The organism is Sediminibacterium soli, assembly GCF_009939225.1.
GTDB classification, from domain to species: Bacteria; Bacteroidota; Bacteroidia; order Chitinophagales; family Chitinophagaceae; genus Sediminibacterium; species Sediminibacterium soli.
Genome location: NZ_JAACJR010000008.1, coordinates 1212066 through 1228890, shown reverse-complemented (window position 1 = coordinate 1228890; position 16825 = coordinate 1212066). Strand labels below are relative to the sequence as shown.

Genomic DNA, 16825 nt, shown 5'->3' with positions numbered 1-16825 from the left:
TGCAACCCTGAGCATTCAGCATAATTATGAGCAAACTTGTTTTCCTGGTGCCCTTGTTTCCCCTGATCGGGTTTCTTGCCAATGGTTTGGGCAGGCGCTTCCTGTCAAAACCGGCCGTGAGCATTATCGGCTGCGGTGCTATACTGGCGTCGTTTGTGGTGAGCCTGGTGCTTTTCTTCGATGTAAAAGCCAACGGTGGTGGCACCAGCACCCTGTTCAATTTTATCAGTGTTGACAATTTCAGCATTCCATTTGCATTCCAGGTAGACCAGCTCTCCTCTCTTTTCCTGCTGATCATTACCGGTATCGGTTTCCTGATCCATCTCTATTCCTCTGCCTATATGCACGAAGAGGAGCCGCAGCATTTCGGAAGGTATTTTGCTTACCTGAACCTGTTCGTATTCTCGATGCTGCTGCTGGTTATGGGCGCCAACTATGTAATCATGTTTATTGGCTGGGAGGGCGTGGGTCTCTGCTCTTACCTGCTGATCGGCTTCTGGTTTAAGAATACCAATTACAATTACGCGGCCAAGAAAGCTTTTGTGATGAACCGTATCGGTGATCTTGGGTTCCTGCTGGCCGTATTCTGGCTGATCTTCAGACTGGGCACGGTTTCTTACGGCGATGTTTTTGCCAATGTTTCCAAATTAAGCACGGCCGATATCACGGCTGTCACAACCCTGCTGTTCATTGGCGCAATGGGCAAGAGCGCCCAGATACCACTGTACACCTGGCTGCCCGATGCAATGGCCGGTCCCACACCGGTATCCGCACTCATCCATGCCGCCACCATGGTAACTGCGGGCATCTATATGATCGCGCGCAGCAATATCCTGTATACGCTGGCGCCGGCCACGCAGACGCTGGTGGCGGTTACCGGACTGGCAACAGCGGTATTTGCCGCAACCATTGCGCTTAAGCAGAACGATATTAAAAAAGTACTGGCCTATTCAACCGTCAGCCAGCTGGGTTATATGTTCCTGGGTCTTGGTGCGGGGGCTTATACCGGCGCCGTTTTTCATGTGATGACGCATGCCTTCTTCAAAGCCCTGTTATTCCTTGGCGCGGGCTCCGTTATTCATGCCATGCACCATGAACAGGATATCCGTAAAATGGGCGGACTGAAAAAATACCTGCCCATTACGCATATCACATTCCTGCTTGCCTGCCTGGCCATTGCAGGTATACCTCCTTTCTCGGGGTTCTTTTCCAAAGATGAGATACTGGTGGCGGCCTATGCAAAAAATCCGCTGTTTTACTATATCGGCGTTGCCGGCGCATTGATGACTGCATTTTATATGTTCCGCCTGTACACGCTTACCTTCCTAGGTAATTTCCGAGGCACGCACGAGCAGGAACACCATCTTCATGAAAGTCCCTGGCAGATGACTTTCCCGCTGATCGTATTGGCGGTGTTGTCGGTGCTGGGCGGTTTTGTCGGTATTCCCGAGCTGTTTGCGGCGAATGCGCATAGCCTGGAACATTTTCTTGAACCCGTTTTTGCGGGATCGAATGCGGTGGCAGAACACCACCACCCCGAGGCTTCGCAGGAATGGCTGATGCTGGCCGGCTCAACCGCGGCGATCGTGATCGTGATCGTGCTGGCAGTGAGACTGTACAAAAATTACCAGCCCAAAGAAGAAACCAGCGCCGGTTTATCCAAAGCGCTCGAAAACAAATGGTATGTGGATGAGCTGTACGATGCCCTGATCGTAAACCCGCTGAACGCGCTTGCCGGCTTCCTGAAAAATGTGGTGGAGAAAAGCGGTATCGACGGTATTGTGAACGGCGCAGGCAGGCTGGTGGGATACGGTTCGCGGCAACTGCGTTTGCTGCAGAGCGGTCAGGTAGGTAATTATATACTGGTAATGGTACTGGCGATTGTTGTGTTTATACTGATATGGTTCAATGATGCAACGATCACGCGTTTTTTCAGCAAAATATTTTAACGGACAATAGATGATCCCTGTTTTACTCATATTGACGCCTTTGGTCACAGGACTGGTTAGCCTCCTGCTGAAACAAAGTGAAACCGCGAAAGGATGGGCATTGCTGTCCTCGCTGGTAAGCCTGATCATTGCCATAGCAGGTGTATTCTTTTATCCCAAACAGCAACTGGTATTTGATGCAGCATGGTTACCGGATCTCGGCAGCCGGTTTGCCCTGCAGATGGACGGCATGGGTAAGATGCTTTGCCTGCTCACGGCGGTATCTTTCCCTGTCATCTTCCTCGCCACCTACCGTAACGAATACAGGAACGCGGGCCGTTTTTATGCGTTGATGCTGTTAACGCAGGCCGGTCTTACCGGCGTATTTGTTGCCACCGACGCGCTGCTGTTCTACTTCTTCTGGGAGCTGGCACTGATACCCGTATACTTCCTGTGTTCCATCTGGGGCGGAGAAAGAAGGATACCCGTTACGTTCAAATTTTTTATCTATACATTCATCGGCTCGCTGTTGATGCTGATCGGTATCCTGTATGTATATTTCCATACACCCGACCGCTCTTTTGCCATGCACTCATTTTACCGTGCGGTGCTCGATGCCAGGATGGAGAATTTTGTTTTCTGGCTTTTCTTCATCGCTTTCGCCATCAAGATGCCGGTATTTCCCTTCCATACCTGGCAGCCCGATGCCTATGAACAGTCGCCTACGGCCGTTACTATGGTGTTGAGCGGCGTAATGGTGAAGATGGGCATCTTTGCGGTGATACGCTGGCTGCTGCCCGTATTCCCGCATGCATCGGTTCATTTTGCAGATGTGGTGATCGTTCTTTCGGTGATCGGTATCCTGTACGCATCGCTGATAGCGATCCGGCAGGACGATTTCAAACGGTTGATCGCCTATTCCTCCATAGCGCATATCGGTCTGATGTCGGCCGCCATTTTTGCGGGCAAAAGCGCAGGACTGAATGGCGTCATGGTACAGATGTTCAACCACGGTATCAATGTGATCGGGCTGTGGATCGTGGCAGACGCCATCGAACAGCAGCTGGGAACACGGAAGTTCAGCGAACTTGGCGGACTGGCACAAAAAGCGCCGGCACTGGCCGTGCTGCTGGCGGTGATGGCATTCGCCAATATCGCGCTGCCGCTGACCAATGCGTTTGTAGGCGAGTTCCTGATGTTTAACGGGTTGTTCCAGTATAATATGTGGATGGCTGCCGTGGCCTGCATCAGCGTGATCCTGGCAGCGGTATATACCCTGAATATGGTACAGAAAGTATTGTATGGAAGCACCGGTTCCATAACCGAACAGGCGGGCGAAACAGCGCCCAATGTGCAGTGGGCACTGGTGCTGCTGGCCATCGGTATCATGGTACTGGGTGTGTACCCGCAACCGATGATCAACCTCACAAAAGACAGTGTGCAGGCGGTATTGGTAAACAGATAAAAGAATTTCATTCCCGCCTGGCGGGGAGGATCAAGATAAGAATTATGAATGCAATCATTGTTTCTGCTTTACTGGGTGTATTGATGATGTTCAGCGGTATCTGGGTAAAGAACAGGGCCGCTATCACCAATATCGCCGCTGCGGGTTTGCTGCTGCTGGTCATCGCCAACCTGCTTAACACCTACGGTGTTTGGGTGATTCATGTCAATACACACGGCATGCTGGAGTTCCAGCAGTTCGGTCTGTTCTTTAACACCATTGCATTTACGGCTACCTTATTGTATGTACTGCTCAGCGGAAGGGATATGGAGCGCACGGGCGCGGATACCGCGGAATACTATGCACTGGTCTTTTTTGTGCTGTGCGGTGTAAGCATACTCACTTCTTTCAACGGGCTGCTGATGCTGTTCCTGGGCATCGAAATCTTATCGATCCCTTTGTACATACTTACCGGTGCCGACAAAAAAAACCTGCGCAGCAACGAGGCTTCGCTGAAGTATTTCCTGATGGGCTGTTTCTCTACCGGCATACTGCTCATGGGTATTACGCTGATATACGGCGCCACGGGTAATTTCTCTTTTGGTAACAGCCAGCCCATTCCGGGTACCACCATGGTCAGCGCCCCCTTCCTGGAAGTGGCGGGCATACTGCTGGTATTTGTATCGATGGCTTTTAAAGTGTCTGCCGCGCCCTTTCATTTCTGGACGCCCGATGTATACGACGGTGCACCCAGCGTGTTCACCTCCTTTATGGCTACGGTGGTAAAAGCAGCCGGCTTTATTGCTTTTGTGCGTCTGTTCAGCATGCATACAGCGCTGATGGGTCCCAGCTGGCGTATCATTGTTACGTTCGTGATCATCGCCACCCTGCTGGTAGGCAATATTACGGCCGTATTCCAGCAGAGCGTAAAACGCATGCTCGCCTATTCCAGCATTGCGCAGGCCGGTTTTATGCTGTTTGCGCTGTACAGCGATAACGATCTTGCCAAAGAAGGCATTCTCCTGTATTCGATAGCCTACAGTCTTGCCACTATCGGCATATTTGCGATACTGATCAAGATGAACGATTATACATTCGACGGGTTTAACGGCCTGGCTAAAACACATCCTGTGCTGGCAGCTGCCAATACGGTATTCCTGTTATCGCTCGCGGGTATACCGCTTACCGCAGGGTTCTTCGCCAAATACTATATGCTGGCATCCGCTGTAAAAGCAGGCGGCTCCATCTGGCTGGTGATCATCGCGGTAATATTTGCCGCTGTCAGCGTTTACTACTATTTCCGGGTTATACAGGCCATGTACTTCAAAGAAGGCACACCATCCGTGGTGCCCACCGGCAAAAGCTTCCATACCCTGCTCATCATCACCGCGGCGGCCATTATCCTGATCGGGCTGTTCCCGTCGTGGGTGTTGAATTTTCTGTATTTCTGATGAATGGAATAGGTAAGATTGGACATGGCTATCGTGAATTATTATCGTGAGCTGACGTGAGTGGATTGGACATTTCTTTGGTCTCATCTCACCCGTCATCTCACGCCAACTCATGTTCTTCTTCCTTCCCGCCGTTCCTCATATTTCCCTCCCCAATTGCCGAATTCTGTTACCTTTATAAGCCTTACAACACCCCTATGACCTTACTGGATTCTTTTTCGCTGGCATGGCGTACGGTACGGAGTAATAAGCTGCGTACAGGCATCACCGTGGCCATCATCGCTTTTGGTATTATGGCCCTGATCGGGATCATTACGGCCATAGAGGCGATGAACCAGAGTCTGAAGGAGAGCTTTTCCTCCATGGGTGCCAATGCATTCAATATCCGGTTCAAAGAATCGCGCGTACGGTTTGGCGGCAATGGCGGCGGTAATATGGCCAAGAAGAAACGCGGACTGAAAGAGAAGAAGTCAAACCTCAACAAACCGATCCGTAAAGAAGAAGCGGAATTCTTTAAAACCAATTACGATTTCCCGGGTGCGCAGGTGGCTTTGTACAGAAGAGGTCCGGCGGCACAGGAAATCCATTTCGAAGAGAAAAAAACCAATCCCCAGGTGGTGATCTGGGGTGGCGATGAAAACTACCTGCTGGTAAACGGCTATTCCGTAGCGGCAGGCCGCAACCTCAATTCACTTGATATCCAGAGCGGCCGCAGCGTTTGCCTGCTGGGTTCCAATGTGGCGTCAAAACTGTTTGGCGACAGACCGGAGCGGGCCATCGACAAGATCGTACGGGTGGGCAGTTTACCCTACCGTGTGATCGGGCTTTTAAAAAGCAAGGGATCCAGCGCCATGATGCGGCAGGACGATGTGCTTATCACCTCCTATACCAATGTCAGGAATTTCAGGAATGCGAGTAACTCCTATATGCTGGGTGTGATGGTGAACAATGTAAACGAGCTCGATGTGGCATCGGACGAAGCCACCTCCATCTTCCGCGCCGTACGTAAACTGGAGCCCACTGAAGAAGATAATTTCGTGATCGAACGCAGCGATAAATTTGCAGAGATGTTCATCGGTTTTCTCAGCAGCATCACAGGGTCTGCCGGCGCCATCGGCCTGATCACACTGATCGGGGCGGCGATAGGTCTGATGAACATCATGCTGGTTGCGGTAAATGAACGCACCAAGGAAGTGGGTCTTATCAAAGCCATTGGCGGCAAAAGCAGGAACGTCCGCCACCAGTTCCTGTTTGAAAGTATGATCATCAGTCTGCTCGGCGCTTTGTTCGGCATCATACTCGGGGTACTGGTAGGCAATCTTTTTTCCATCGTACTCAAAACCGGATTCGTTGTTCCCTGGGGCTGGGTGATCACGGGCGTGATCATTTGCTCTGTTGTGGGTCTTATCGCCGGCATCTACCCCGCCATGAAAGCAGCCAGACTGAACCCGATTGTGGCGTTGAGGTATGAGTAATAATTAGCGGATTTGCGAATCCATAATCCGCTAATTCACTCCCCGCTTCTTGAATTCTTTGAGCCGGTCGTTGATATAGTATTTGATGTCCTCCTCGTCGGTATGCGATCTCAGCCATCCGGCAGAAGGGCGGTATTGCTGCATGAATTGCCGGAGATCGTCTCCTTTCAGACCGCTGTACCCGGTTACCAGTGACCCGGGGAAACGGTAGTTGATATAAGCCTCTTTTTCGTTTGTATCGAACAGGTCGAATGCTTTTCTTTTTTCTCTTTCATGTCTCGAAAAACGATCCAGGTTCAGTGCAATGCCGGCGCCCGAGTTGGCTTTGGCAACGGTGGGGATTTTGTATTCGGCCTTTCCCTGCAGAAAAAACCTTCTCCGTTCAATGCTGTCTGACTGGTAGCGGCTCACGGCCCTTGATGTTACGGTAACATTGCCCAGGTTGTGGGCAAGAGAGGAAAGATACAAGGTCAGCGTATCGCTCTGCGCATGTTTGTTGTTATAGTAAACGGTATCGAAATGATAGCCTACCGCTGCGAACGATAACAATTGGTTGGGAGAGAGTTCGATGGAGAACCGGCCATTGTTTCCTGTCATCACTGTTCTGCCTGTACTGAGATTGGTAACACTGGCAAGTGGTATGATCTCGTGTGTTGCACTGTCCCTCAGGTAACCCCATACCGTTTTCTTCTGGGCAGATGCCGTCAGCGTAAACAAAACCAGTAGTGCAGCCAGTGCCTTTCTCATAGCCGATTTTTTACAAAGATAAAAAGGTGTGAGGCTAAATGCGGAAAGCGGGAGCGAAATGCCGGACACTTTGGGTGTTTAGCCTGAGTTTTAACATTTGTTGCGAGGGATAAAACGGGACATCACGGGATGCCGGACATTCGATTGCAGCAAAAAAAAGCTGTACCGAAACCGGTACAGCTTTTCCCTGATCAGCTATTATTTCGGATCCAGTGCTTCCCTGATCCTTGCAGCCACATCCTGCAGGTGGTACCTGCTCATTTTGTCGGAAGTGCCGCCAATGGCTGCGTTTACTTCAGACTGCAATGTGCGCAACTGACCGCGGGCCACAGAAGTTACATCTGTGTTCAGCGTATTGGTTGGCAGGCTGCCACCGAAATTGGCACCCCTGGGAGCGCCTATGATGGTGATGGTGATCGGCGTTGGTTTTACCAGGGCAATCAGCCTGTCTACATAGGCTTTCTGCAGGTTTCTCCTGTAGGCATCGGTTGGTTTTTTGCTGCTCAGCTCGCTCCATACGCCTTTGCGCACATCATCCATCATTTCATCAAGACCGTAAGCGGCTGTACCAAAGCGGTTGCCGGATGCCACCAGCCTGTACAGGCGCTGGCCATCGAGCAGGCTGTTAAGTACGTTGGTCTGGATGGTCTGTACCGTGGCATTGGTATTTCCGGCAGCCACCGGTCTTTCAGATGCCAGGGGCGAGTAGATCTTGTTCTGGATATTCCTGTCGAGCAGCCAGGTGGGCGTGGTAAACAGCTGGCTGTTCAGGAAGGCAACGGCGTCTTTCTGCCTGTCTTTCGGTGTAACCTCGTACACATCACCGGTCTGTTCCACGCTCTTGAAGGTTTCATAGTATCCGCCTACGTTCTTGATCACATGACCCATGTAACGGTTGAACTGTCCCAGGAGCTGCGTATACATTTCATTCAGGTTCTCATAACGGTCGGCCTCTTCTTTGGTCCACTCCGGAAGCTGGGTGATGATGCGTTTCAGGTTCTTGATACCGTATTCGCTGGCTTTCACGTTGTTGTCGCTCAGGTCCTCGGTTTGTGCACGGGGGTCCTGGTTACCGCCCTCGCCGCCAAACCAAAGACGCGGATTGGCGCCCAGGCGTTCCACCACCCATTTGTTGGCGATCAGGTTGTCTTTTTCCACGTCGTTCTCGCCGGTATAGCGGTATCCCCATTCAATCGCCCACTTGTCGTAATCGCCGATACGGGGAAACAACCCCACTTCAGAGATATTGTCTTCCGGCTGCGCCACATAGTTAAAACGCGCATAATCCATGATGGACGCGGTATGTCCGTTGGCTTCCACCCAGGCTTTGTCACGCAGTTTCTCCACCGGTGTTTTGCTGCTGCTGCCCATATTGTGGCGCAGACCGAGGGTATGACCCACTTCGTGGGAAGATACAAAACGGATCAGCTGGCCCATCAGTTCGTCGTCGAACTTCATTTTTCTTGCCTTGGGATCAACCGCTGCGGTCTGTACCATATACCAGTCGTGCACCAGTTTCATCACGTTATGGTACCAGCCGATATGGCTTTCGAGAATTTCGCCGCTGCGGGGATCGTGTACCTGCGGACCGTATGCGTTCTCTATATCGGAGGCAAAATAGCGGATCACGGAAAAACGCGCGTCTTCCAGGCTCATGTTCGGATCGTTGGGCCATTCTTTACCCACGATCGCGTTCCTGAAACCGGCTTTTTCAAAGGCTTTCTGCCAGTCGTTGATGCCGTCGATCAGGGGTTTTACCCACTGTTTTGGCGTGGCGGGATCGATATAGTATACGATCTGCTTGGCGGGCTCCACCAGCTCACCGCGTTTGTATTTCTCCCTGTCCTCGGGTTTGGGCTCCAGCCTGTAGCGAACCGCAAAGGTCTGGTTGTCCACATGCTGCTGGTCATCGCTGTACACCACAAAGCGGTCTGCGAAGAACCCGACGCGTGAATCGAACATCCGGCGTCCCATCGGTGTTTTGGGCAGGATGATCATGGAGGTGTTCAGCTCCAGGGTAACCGCACCGGCCGCCTGTGCAGCGGGTAAACTGGCGCCGCCGCCGGGCGCACCGGGCGCAGCGCCAAATCCGCCTGCAGAGGAAGAATAGGTTTTCACCGTCCTGATCTCGGTATTGATGGGGTAGGTGTTGATGCTCTGGATATAGGATCTGTCGGCCGCAAGCATGCCCAGGCCGAAAGCGCGTTTATCGTTGGGGTCCAGGCTCACAACCTGGTTATCGCCCTTGAAGAAATCGCTGACATCGATCACCACGCTGGAGGAGTCTTTGCCGAATGCCGCAATGGGGAATGCAGCTGCGATGGGGTCGAGGTAGGAATTCTTCACCGCCCTCGAGATATGCGTGGTGGAATCGGCCGTGCTGATCAGCGTCACCACGCGGATGAAGATATTGTTGCTGGGGCCTTTTTCAAATTTCAGGCTCTGCTCGTTCACCTGCTCACCGCCGTATTTGCCGCCGCCGCCGGGTACTTTCACAAAACGGGTAACGGCCAGTATTTCGCGGCCCAGAACGGAGTCGGCGATCTCGAAATAATACTTCTCCTCCAGTTTGTGCACCGTAAACAGGCCTTTTTTGGTGATGGCTTTGTCGGTGATCACGTCTTTGTAGGGTCTGGGTCTGGCGCCGGCGCCGGCCGCACCGCCCGGGAACCCGGGGAACGCACCTCCACGGGGGGCGGGCGAGCTGGTATCCCTTTGCTGCGCAGTGGCTGCGGTAACCGCCAGTAGCGCGATTGCGAGTAATTGTTTTTTCATAAAGTGTAATGATAGTTTTAGAAGAAAGCCCTAAAGATAGGGTGGCGACAAACTTATTTACGGCTGTTGTAAGCGCATTATGAGGGATGGTGGAAAGGCCGTTTTAATCGGCGAATCCCGTACCGGCCGGGAAAAGAACCCCTTACCCTGCGAACCCCCTCGGGAAGGATTCGAAAAAGTTTACCAATGTGGTTTTGCCGCGTTCAATAAATTAACTATTTTGTACTCCCCTTGAATGTACGTAAAAGATTGTTTTGTTTTTTCAAGACAATTTTCAGTAGAATTGCGGGGAATTTTTTTTAACAACCAACTGTAATTTTTTAAACCAAAAAATCAATTGAGTCATGGCTGAAACAAAACCATCTGCAAGCGCTGCCGTAAAAAGCCCGTCTTCTGCACAACCCAAGAAGAAAGGTAATTCCATTTCCTGGCTGGCTCCGCTTTGTTGTATCATCCTCGGATATGTTATCTGGCGTTTTGTGCTGGGTGCACCGAGCAACTTCACTACACCCGATTCAAATGGTGGTTTTTGGCCTCAGCACAAAGGACCTAAAGCCGGCCTTAGCAAGATGTACGAGGGTGGTATCATCGTACCGATCCTGATCGGCTGCTTCCTGACTGTGGTTACTTTCTGTATCGAAAGGCTGCTGACCATCTCCAAAGCTGCCGGTACCGGCAGTATCGCTGAGTTTGTACGCAGCGTACAGTTTCACCTTGCCAACAAAGATGTTGATAAAGCCCTGGCTGCCTGTGATAAGCAAAAAGGATCTGTAGGCAACGTAATGAAAGCGGGTCTGAAAAAATACAAGGAAATGATCACCAACAACGAACTGGTTACCGAGCAGAAAGTGCTGAACATCCAGAAAGAAGTGGAAGAAGCCACTGCACTGGAACTGCCTATGCTGGAGAAAAACCTGGTGTTCCTTTCAACCATCGCATCGGTGGCTACCCTGCTGGGTCTGCTGGGTACGGTACTGGGTATGATCAAATCATTCTCTGCCCTTGGCGACGAAGGCGGTGGTGATGCTGCACGCGAACTGTCAAAAGGTATCTCCGAGGCCCTGTTCAACACCGCACTGGGTATCGGTACTTCAGCCGTTGCGATCATTATGTATAACGTGTTCACTACCCGTATCGACGGTATCACTTATGGTATTGATGAATCAGGTTTTACATTAACACAAAGCTTTGCAGCCAACTACAAATAATCGAAAGATTATTATGTGGAAAACTGCGGGTTTTGAATCTATAATCTGATAATCAATCTAAACAACAAACAATGGGTAGAGCCAAATTACCTCGTAAGAGCACGAACATCGACATGACGGCGATGTGTGACGTGGCCTTTCTGTTGTTGTCATTCTTTATCCTGACCACGAAATTCAAACCATCGGAAGCGATAGAAGTGAAGACGCCCAATTCGGTGTCTTCCAAGGTAGCGCCTTCGGAGAATTTTGTACAGGTAATTCTTGACAAGGACGGCAAAGTGTTTATTGCGATGGATAAAGCAGACAAGAAAGAGTTGATTGCCAATGCTTTGAATACTACACAGAACCTGGGTCTGGATGTAAATGCCTTCAAGAACGCCGAATTCTTCGGTGCACCCCTCGGAAGCATGGCATCGTTCCTGAAACTCGCTCCCGAAGCGAAAAAAGGTTCCCTGTTACCCGGTATTCCCGTAAAGGATTCAGCAAATAATGAACTGGTTACCTGGATGCGTGTTATCAAGGAAGCCTATACCGGCGAGAAAGAACCGGCATACCTGCTGAAAGGCGATAATTTTGCCAAGTATCCGGCATTCAAAGCCATTATCACTGCTTTCAAGAAGAACGACATCCTGAAATTCCAGATGATCACCAACCCCGAAGGGGCGCCTGTGGGCACAGACCTGTGGAAGAAAGGTCAGGCCGGTGAGAAATCGGAAGAATAGGTGCGCGAGCAAACAAATTTGTAACGAAAACAAAATTCTACCGACATGGCAGAAATGGATACCTCGAGTGGCGGTGGCCATAAAAAAGGCCCCGGGGTCAAGAAAGGGAAGAAGCTATCTACCCGAGTTGACCTGACGCCCATGGTTGACCTGGGCTTCCTGCTCATTACGTTTTTCATTTTCACCACGACGATGAGCGAAGCAACCGCTATGCGGCTCTTTCTTCCGAAAGATGCCGATAAACCGGAGGAGCAGAACAAAGCCAAGGAATCGGGTGTTATCACCATCCTTCTGGGAAAAGACAACCATGTCTTCTACTACGAAGGTACCCTGAAGCCGGATGGCTCCAACTTCAAATCGTCCAATTTCAAGGAGATCCGTACCGTACTGATCGATAAAAAGGCCCGTACGCCGGAGAAAGACCTGGTTGTGGTGATCAAACCATCGGATGACTGTACGTATAAGAATGTGGTGGATATTCTCGACGAGATGGCCATCAACATCCTGAAGCGTTACGCACTGGTGGATATTTCTGATTCGGAAGCGCAGCTGGTGAAAATATCAGACCAGTCAGCCGCCGCCGGCCAGAATTAATATGGAAAATCTGAATCACAGCATCTAATTATTAAAGACAGTCACCATGGATATTAATAAAATTGCCACCGCGGATATCCTCGATATCCTGTTCGACGGGCGTAATAAGGAATACGGTGCCTACCAACTCCGTAAGACTTATAACAGGCGTATCCGGAATGCCCTGATCGGCACTTTCGTGATCTGCGCACTGTTACTGGCCCTGTCGATCATTGCCAACAAAAGCAGTGGCCCCAAAACCGAGATCGTGGTACAGGACGTAAACCTGGAAGCGATGAAAAAGGAAGAGAAAAGGCCCGAGCCTCCTCCTCCGCCCCCCCCGCCCAAGCAGGAGCCACCCAAAGTGGAGATCACCAAATTCACCCCTCCCAAAATTGTGAAGGATGAAGAAGTGAAGCCTGAAGAGGAAATCAAAGAGGTGGAAAAACTGGAAGACACCAAGATCGGTACCATTAACCAGGAAGGTGTGAAAGACGAAGGCATCGTAGCGCCCCCGGTTGAAAAACCCACCGGTGTGGTGGAAGCGCCCAAAGTGGAAGAAGATTACGATAAGGTATTTACCGTGGTACAGATCCCTGCCGAGTTCCCCGGCGGTCTCTCAGGCTGGACCAAGTACCTGGAGCGTACCCTTAACAGGGACTTACCTGTTGAGAACGGAGCGCCTCCCGGCAAATACACCGTGATCGTTTCCTTTATCGTTGCCAAGGACGGCGCCATCAGCGATGTGGTTGCTGAGAACGATCCTGGCTACGGAACCAAGGGAGAGGCCGTTAGGGTAATCCAGAAAGGTCCCAAATGGAAGCCTGCGGTTCAGAACGGCCGCAACGTAATCTACCGCCACAAGCAGAGCATTACGTTCATGGTATCTGAAGAATAATCGTTTCAGCTTTTTACTGATAAAATCCCCGCAGGTTATCTGCGGGGATTTTTTTTGATTTTGAAATTTTGAATTGGGAAATTTTGAAATTGAAAGGACACGTGATGAGCAAGACCAATTTCAAAATTTCCCAATCCCCAATTCCAAAATCTCGGTATGGATTTTTTCCTTCAACGCATCCCATTCCTAAACCAACGTTATGGAAAAATTATCCATTCTTACGGCGGACCTGCTCGATATACTGTTCGAGTGCCGCAACAAACTGTATGGTGCTTATGAACTGCGCAGAACCTATCCCAAACGCCTGGCCTATGCACTTGCCGGAACGGTGGTGGTATGCCTGCTGTTTGTGGTGGGCGCCGTTATCGCGGGCAGCAGAAAATCGTCCGGTCGCATCGAACTGGTAACAGAGATGAAGCTGACGAATTACGTAGAGCCCAAACCCCTTGAACCGCCACCCCTGCCTCCGCCAAAAACCGAACCGCCGAAAGTGGCTATGTCGCAGTTTACACCGCCCAGGATCGTGCAGGACAGCCAGGTACAACCCGAAGACGAGATCAGGGATGTAGACAAGCTGGAAAACACAAAGATCGGAACCATCAACATGGAGGGTGCCAAAGACGAGGGCATTGTTGCGCCGCCTCCCGAAAAAGATCCCGGTAAGGTGGAGGCGCCCAAGGTTGACAGGGATATCGACGAGCAGTTCAATATCGTGCAAACCCCGGCCGAATACCCCGGCGGTGCGGCAGAATGGCTGAAATACCTGGAACGTAACCTCAACAAGGATCTTCCCAGCGAGAACGGTGCGCCCCTCGGAAAATATACCGTGGTGATCTCTTTCAGCGTGGATGTGAACGGCCTGCTCAGCGATATCAGGGCCGAGAACGATCCCGGCTATGGCACCAGGGATGAAGCGCTCAGGGTACTGAAAAAAAGCCGCAACTGGTCTCCCGCCATCCAGAACGGCAGAAAAGTAACGCACCGCCAGAAACAGAGTATCACGTTTGTAGTGCAGAACGACTGAAAAAGGGGAATGCGTGTTGACGTGAGTTGTTATCGTGAGTTTGTCGTGAGTTGATGTGAGTACCCTCCAACCCATGCCAACTCACGGTAACTCATGACAACTCAGGTCTAACGCCTCAGGTATAAATTTTGGTTTATTTTTACCCGATGAACACAATGCTCAATGGCTGGGATGATACGATAGCAGCGCTGGCAACCCCGCCCGGCGTGGGAGCGATCGGTGTGATCAGGGTAAGCGGCCCCCGCACATTTGAGGTGGTGAATGCCCTGTTTCCCTCGAAGGATTTGCAGCAGCAGCCTTCGCATACCCTGCAGGTGGGGTTGATGAAGGAAGGCGATACGGTGCTGGATGAAGTGGTGTTATCGCTGTTCAAAGCGCCGCGCTCGTATACAGGCGAAGACGTGATCGAGATCAGTTGCCATGGTTCACCGTTTCTGCAGCAGCAGGTGTTGCAGGCCATCACGCGCCGGGGGGTGCGTATTGCCAAACCCGGTGAGTTTACGCAGCGCGCTTTCCTGAATGGTAAGATGGATCTTGCCCAGGCCGAATCGGTGGCCGACCTGATTGCCAGTAATACCGAAGCCAGCCGCAGAACCGCCCTGCACCATATGCGCGGCGGTTTTTCAACCGACCTCCAACAGCTGCGCGAACAGCTGATCAGATTCTCTGCGCTGATAGAACTCGAACTCGATTTTTCGCAGGAGGATGTGGAGTTTGCAGACCGTGCGCAGCTGCAGCAGCTGATAGCGCAGCTGCAGCTGGCAACGCAAAGACTGCTGCAATCGTTCCAGCTGGGTAATGTGATCAAGAACGGCGTTTCGGTGGCTATTATCGGCAAGCCCAATGCGGGTAAATCAACCCTGCTCAATACCCTGCTTAACGAGAACCGTGCCATTGTAAGCGATATCGCCGGAACCACACGCGATACCATAGAGGAAGTGCTGAACATAGACGGCATTCTTTTCCGCCTGATCGATACCGCGGGCATACGCGAACACACACAGGATGCGATCGAAAGCATCGGCGTGGAAAGAAGCAGGGAAAAAATGCGCGCGGCAGATATTGTTCTCTATCTCTTCGATATCAACGACACCACCCCTGCAGAGCTGCAGGCTGTCCGGGCCGGGCTGGACGGGGAGCAGATCAAGCACCTGCTTATCGCCAACAAGGCCGATACGGATGCGGCAACCCTGCCGGAGCCCTTTGGCCAGCTGCCCGGCATCATTCCCATCTCTGCCCGGCAGCACCGGCATATAGACAGGCTGCGCGCCGCGCTGGTGGCAAAAGCGGTGCAGGGAAATATCTCGCAGGAGTCAACCATTGTCACCAATGCCCGCCACTACGAAGCGCTGCAGAAACTGGGCGAGTCGCTCAACGAGGTGCAGCGCGGCATCAATGACCAGCTGCCCGGCGACCTGCTGGCGCTGGACATACGGCAGAGCCTTCACTACCTCGGCACCATCACCGGCCAGATCACCAATGAAGACCAGCTGGATTTTATTTTTAGTAAGTTTTGTATTGGGAAGTAGGCGGATTACGGATTCGCGGATTTAGAGCGGATTATCTTTATTCTCAGGCAGTTTCACTTGCCGATAGTTGCCTTTTCTTGCCTTTGTTAGCCAATTAGTTGTGACTATTCGGTTACTACTCTTGATTCGTAACAAAATTGGGAAATGAGGGATGAATTGTGGGCAACAATGATACAGTATGATACACAATGATACATAAGTGAACAATGTTCACAGTTGCAATATTGCTATTTTGCAATGGGTATTCTTATATTAAAACAAGTTTGGATAAGTCGGTTTTTGTTTACATTTTTGTATTCCCCTTTGTATCTTAAAACAAATCCAATTTCAAATAGCGGTGTAGCGAGCTTCGCAAAAGCCTCGGAACTGATTGTGATTGGCGGAAGTTTGTAAGCAATGATTTAGCATATTTGAGAGTTGGTGGCAATGTAAAGCAATACTGAGTTATGCGACAAGGGAATAGAAAAAGCAATATTGCAAACCGTGCTCAAAACGGTAATTGGCTTCAAAGATTTCGAAAAGATGGAGTTCTTCCTCTAGGCAAGCGCAAGAAGGAAAAGTCACCACCTATTGTCGAAAAACGACATTCAAAAAAGCGAGTACCTAAAGAGCAAACCAAAAGCTTTTGCAATCACCCTGAAAATGCAAGACTTTCAAACGCTCTTACAAAAGTCCAAATCGAAGGTTTGAAGATTTTTATCGTAGAAGCAAAAATGGAGTCAAAAAAGGCGATCATAATCCCTTTTATGCCAGAAGAAAAGACCAAGAAGTATTTAGAAGAACATCGTTATCTGATCAAAAGACTAAGTTTAAGAAAAAGGGGACTGAATAAATCACCAAAGCAAAAGGTGCTGATAAGCTGGTAAACAAGCATCAACTAATGCTAACTTAGCGATTGCGCTGCCACCGATATCAGTTTTGCAAAAGTTGGAGTAACAGAATTCTGCTCATCAGCTATTGTAATTTGACTTTAATTAATCGAGTCTCTAGTAGCCAAGCAAACAGTGGGGGTGTCCGATTCCTAACCTTCGCAAAGCCTTGGGCGTTGTGC

14 protein-coding genes are annotated in these 16825 nt (G+C 50.7%); 11 read left to right on the top strand and 3 right to left on the bottom strand.

All coding sequences use genetic code 11. The annotated features are described in order from the left end of the window. The first annotated feature begins 26 nt into the window (after positions 1–26). From nuoL to GWC94_RS12385, 4 genes are all read left to right on the top strand, one after another. Positions 27–1949, top strand: coding sequence for an NADH-quinone oxidoreductase subunit L (gene nuoL, locus GWC94_RS12400; protein ID WP_161835334.1), 1923 nt, complete (start codon positions 27–29; stop codon positions 1947–1949). Positions 1950–1959: 10 nt separating this feature from the next. Further along, positions 1960–3393 carry a complex I subunit 4 family protein gene (locus GWC94_RS12395; RefSeq protein ID WP_161835333.1) on the top strand — a complete coding sequence of 478 codons (1434 nt, stop codon included), beginning with the start codon at positions 1960–1962 and terminating at the stop codon, positions 3391–3393. A gap of 44 nt (positions 3394–3437) precedes the next feature. Then, positions 3438–4823 carry an NADH-quinone oxidoreductase subunit N gene (locus tag GWC94_RS12390; RefSeq protein WP_161835332.1) on the top strand — a complete coding sequence of 462 codons (1386 nt, stop codon included), beginning with the start codon at positions 3438–3440 and terminating at the stop codon, positions 4821–4823. Positions 4824–5020: 197 nt separating this feature from the next. Continuing rightward, the gene (locus tag GWC94_RS12385) at positions 5021–6298 is read left to right on the top strand and encodes an ABC transporter permease (RefSeq protein ID WP_161835331.1); all 1278 of its coding nucleotides are present in this window, start codon (positions 5021–5023) and stop codon (positions 6296–6298) included. Between the two features lie 30 nt (positions 6299–6328). On the opposite strand, the gene GWC94_RS12380 is transcribed toward GWC94_RS12385, so the two are convergent. The 3 genes from GWC94_RS12380 to GWC94_RS16860 form a co-directional block, all read right to left on the bottom strand. Further along, positions 6329–7045 carry a carboxypeptidase-like regulatory domain-containing protein gene (locus tag GWC94_RS12380; RefSeq protein WP_161835330.1) on the bottom strand — a complete coding sequence of 239 codons (717 nt, stop codon included), beginning with the start codon at positions 7043–7045 and terminating at the stop codon, positions 6329–6331. Between the two features lie 198 nt (positions 7046–7243). After that, complete coding sequence (locus tag GWC94_RS12375) at positions 7244–9820, bottom strand: zinc-dependent metalloprotease (protein WP_161835329.1); 2577 nt, start codon at positions 9818–9820, stop codon at positions 7244–7246. A gap of 274 nt (positions 9821–10094) precedes the next feature. Beyond that, positions 10095–10274 carry a hypothetical protein gene (locus GWC94_RS16860; protein ID WP_235918525.1) on the bottom strand — a complete coding sequence of 60 codons (180 nt, stop codon included), beginning with the start codon at positions 10272–10274 and terminating at the stop codon, positions 10095–10097. A gap of 115 nt (positions 10275–10389) precedes the next feature. On the opposite strand from GWC94_RS16860, the gene GWC94_RS12370 reads away from it, so the two are divergent. The 7 genes from GWC94_RS12370 to GWC94_RS12340 all read left to right on the top strand — a co-directional run bounded on the left by GWC94_RS12370 (position 10390) and on the right by GWC94_RS12340 (position 16640). Next, positions 10390–11028, top strand: coding sequence for a MotA/TolQ/ExbB proton channel family protein (locus GWC94_RS12370; protein ID WP_235918524.1), 639 nt, complete (start codon positions 10390–10392; stop codon positions 11026–11028). 71 nt (positions 11029–11099) lie between these two features. Continuing rightward, complete coding sequence (locus tag GWC94_RS12365) at positions 11100–11750, top strand: ExbD/TolR family protein (protein ID WP_161835327.1); 651 nt, start codon at positions 11100–11102, stop codon at positions 11748–11750. A 45-nt stretch (positions 11751–11795) separates the two neighbouring features. After that, positions 11796–12344 carry an ExbD/TolR family protein gene (locus GWC94_RS12360; RefSeq protein WP_161835326.1) on the top strand — a complete coding sequence of 183 codons (549 nt, stop codon included), beginning with the start codon at positions 11796–11798 and terminating at the stop codon, positions 12342–12344. Positions 12345–12390: 46 nt separating this feature from the next. Beyond that, positions 12391–13221 (top strand): energy transducer TonB, encoded by an 831-nt coding sequence (locus GWC94_RS12355; RefSeq protein WP_161835325.1) that lies wholly within the window; start codon positions 12391–12393, stop codon positions 13219–13221. Positions 13222–13420: 199 nt separating this feature from the next. Next, entirely contained in the window at positions 13421–14245 is an 825-nt protein-coding gene (locus GWC94_RS12350) for an energy transducer TonB (RefSeq protein WP_161835324.1), read from the top strand. Positions 14246–14391: 146 nt separating this feature from the next. Then, on the top strand, positions 14392–15774 hold the full coding sequence (mnmE, locus tag GWC94_RS12345) for a tRNA uridine-5-carboxymethylaminomethyl(34) synthesis GTPase MnmE (RefSeq protein ID WP_161835323.1): 1383 nt from the start codon (positions 14392–14394) through the stop codon (positions 15772–15774). Positions 15775–16220: 446 nt separating this feature from the next. After that, positions 16221–16640, top strand: a complete 420-nt coding sequence (locus tag GWC94_RS12340) for a hypothetical protein (protein ID WP_161835322.1) — start codon at positions 16221–16223, stop codon at positions 16638–16640. Positions 16641–16825: the final 185 nt, after the last annotated feature.

Coding starts and splice junctions, on each gene's coding strand:
- GWC94_RS12395 (WP_161835333.1), top strand. CDS start 1,960: ATGATCCCTGTTTTACTCATATTGACGCCTTTGGTCACAGGACTGGTT.
- GWC94_RS12355 (WP_161835325.1), top strand. CDS start 12,391: ATGGATATTAATAAAATTGCCACCGCGGATATCCTCGATATCCTGTTC.
- GWC94_RS12360 (WP_161835326.1), top strand. CDS start 11,796: ATGGCAGAAATGGATACCTCGAGTGGCGGTGGCCATAAAAAAGGCCCC.
- GWC94_RS12340 (WP_161835322.1), top strand. CDS start 16,221: ATGCGACAAGGGAATAGAAAAAGCAATATTGCAAACCGTGCTCAAAAC.
- GWC94_RS12350 (WP_161835324.1), top strand. CDS start 13,421: ATGGAAAAATTATCCATTCTTACGGCGGACCTGCTCGATATACTGTTC.
- GWC94_RS16860 (WP_235918525.1), bottom strand. CDS start 10,274: ATGATACAACAAAGCGGAGCCAGCCAGGAAATGGAATTACCTTTCTTC.
- GWC94_RS12375 (WP_161835329.1), bottom strand. CDS start 9,820: ATGAAAAAACAATTACTCGCAATCGCGCTACTGGCGGTTACCGCAGCC.
- GWC94_RS12390 (WP_161835332.1), top strand. CDS start 3,438: ATGAATGCAATCATTGTTTCTGCTTTACTGGGTGTATTGATGATGTTC.
- GWC94_RS12380 (WP_161835330.1), bottom strand. CDS start 7,045: ATGAGAAAGGCACTGGCTGCACTACTGGTTTTGTTTACGCTGACGGCA.
- nuoL (WP_161835334.1), top strand. CDS start 27: ATGAGCAAACTTGTTTTCCTGGTGCCCTTGTTTCCCCTGATCGGGTTT.
- GWC94_RS12365 (WP_161835327.1), top strand. CDS start 11,100: ATGGGTAGAGCCAAATTACCTCGTAAGAGCACGAACATCGACATGACG.
- GWC94_RS12370 (WP_235918524.1), top strand. CDS start 10,390: ATGTACGAGGGTGGTATCATCGTACCGATCCTGATCGGCTGCTTCCTG.
- GWC94_RS12385 (WP_161835331.1), top strand. CDS start 5,021: ATGACCTTACTGGATTCTTTTTCGCTGGCATGGCGTACGGTACGGAGT.
- mnmE (WP_161835323.1), top strand. CDS start 14,392: ATGAACACAATGCTCAATGGCTGGGATGATACGATAGCAGCGCTGGCA.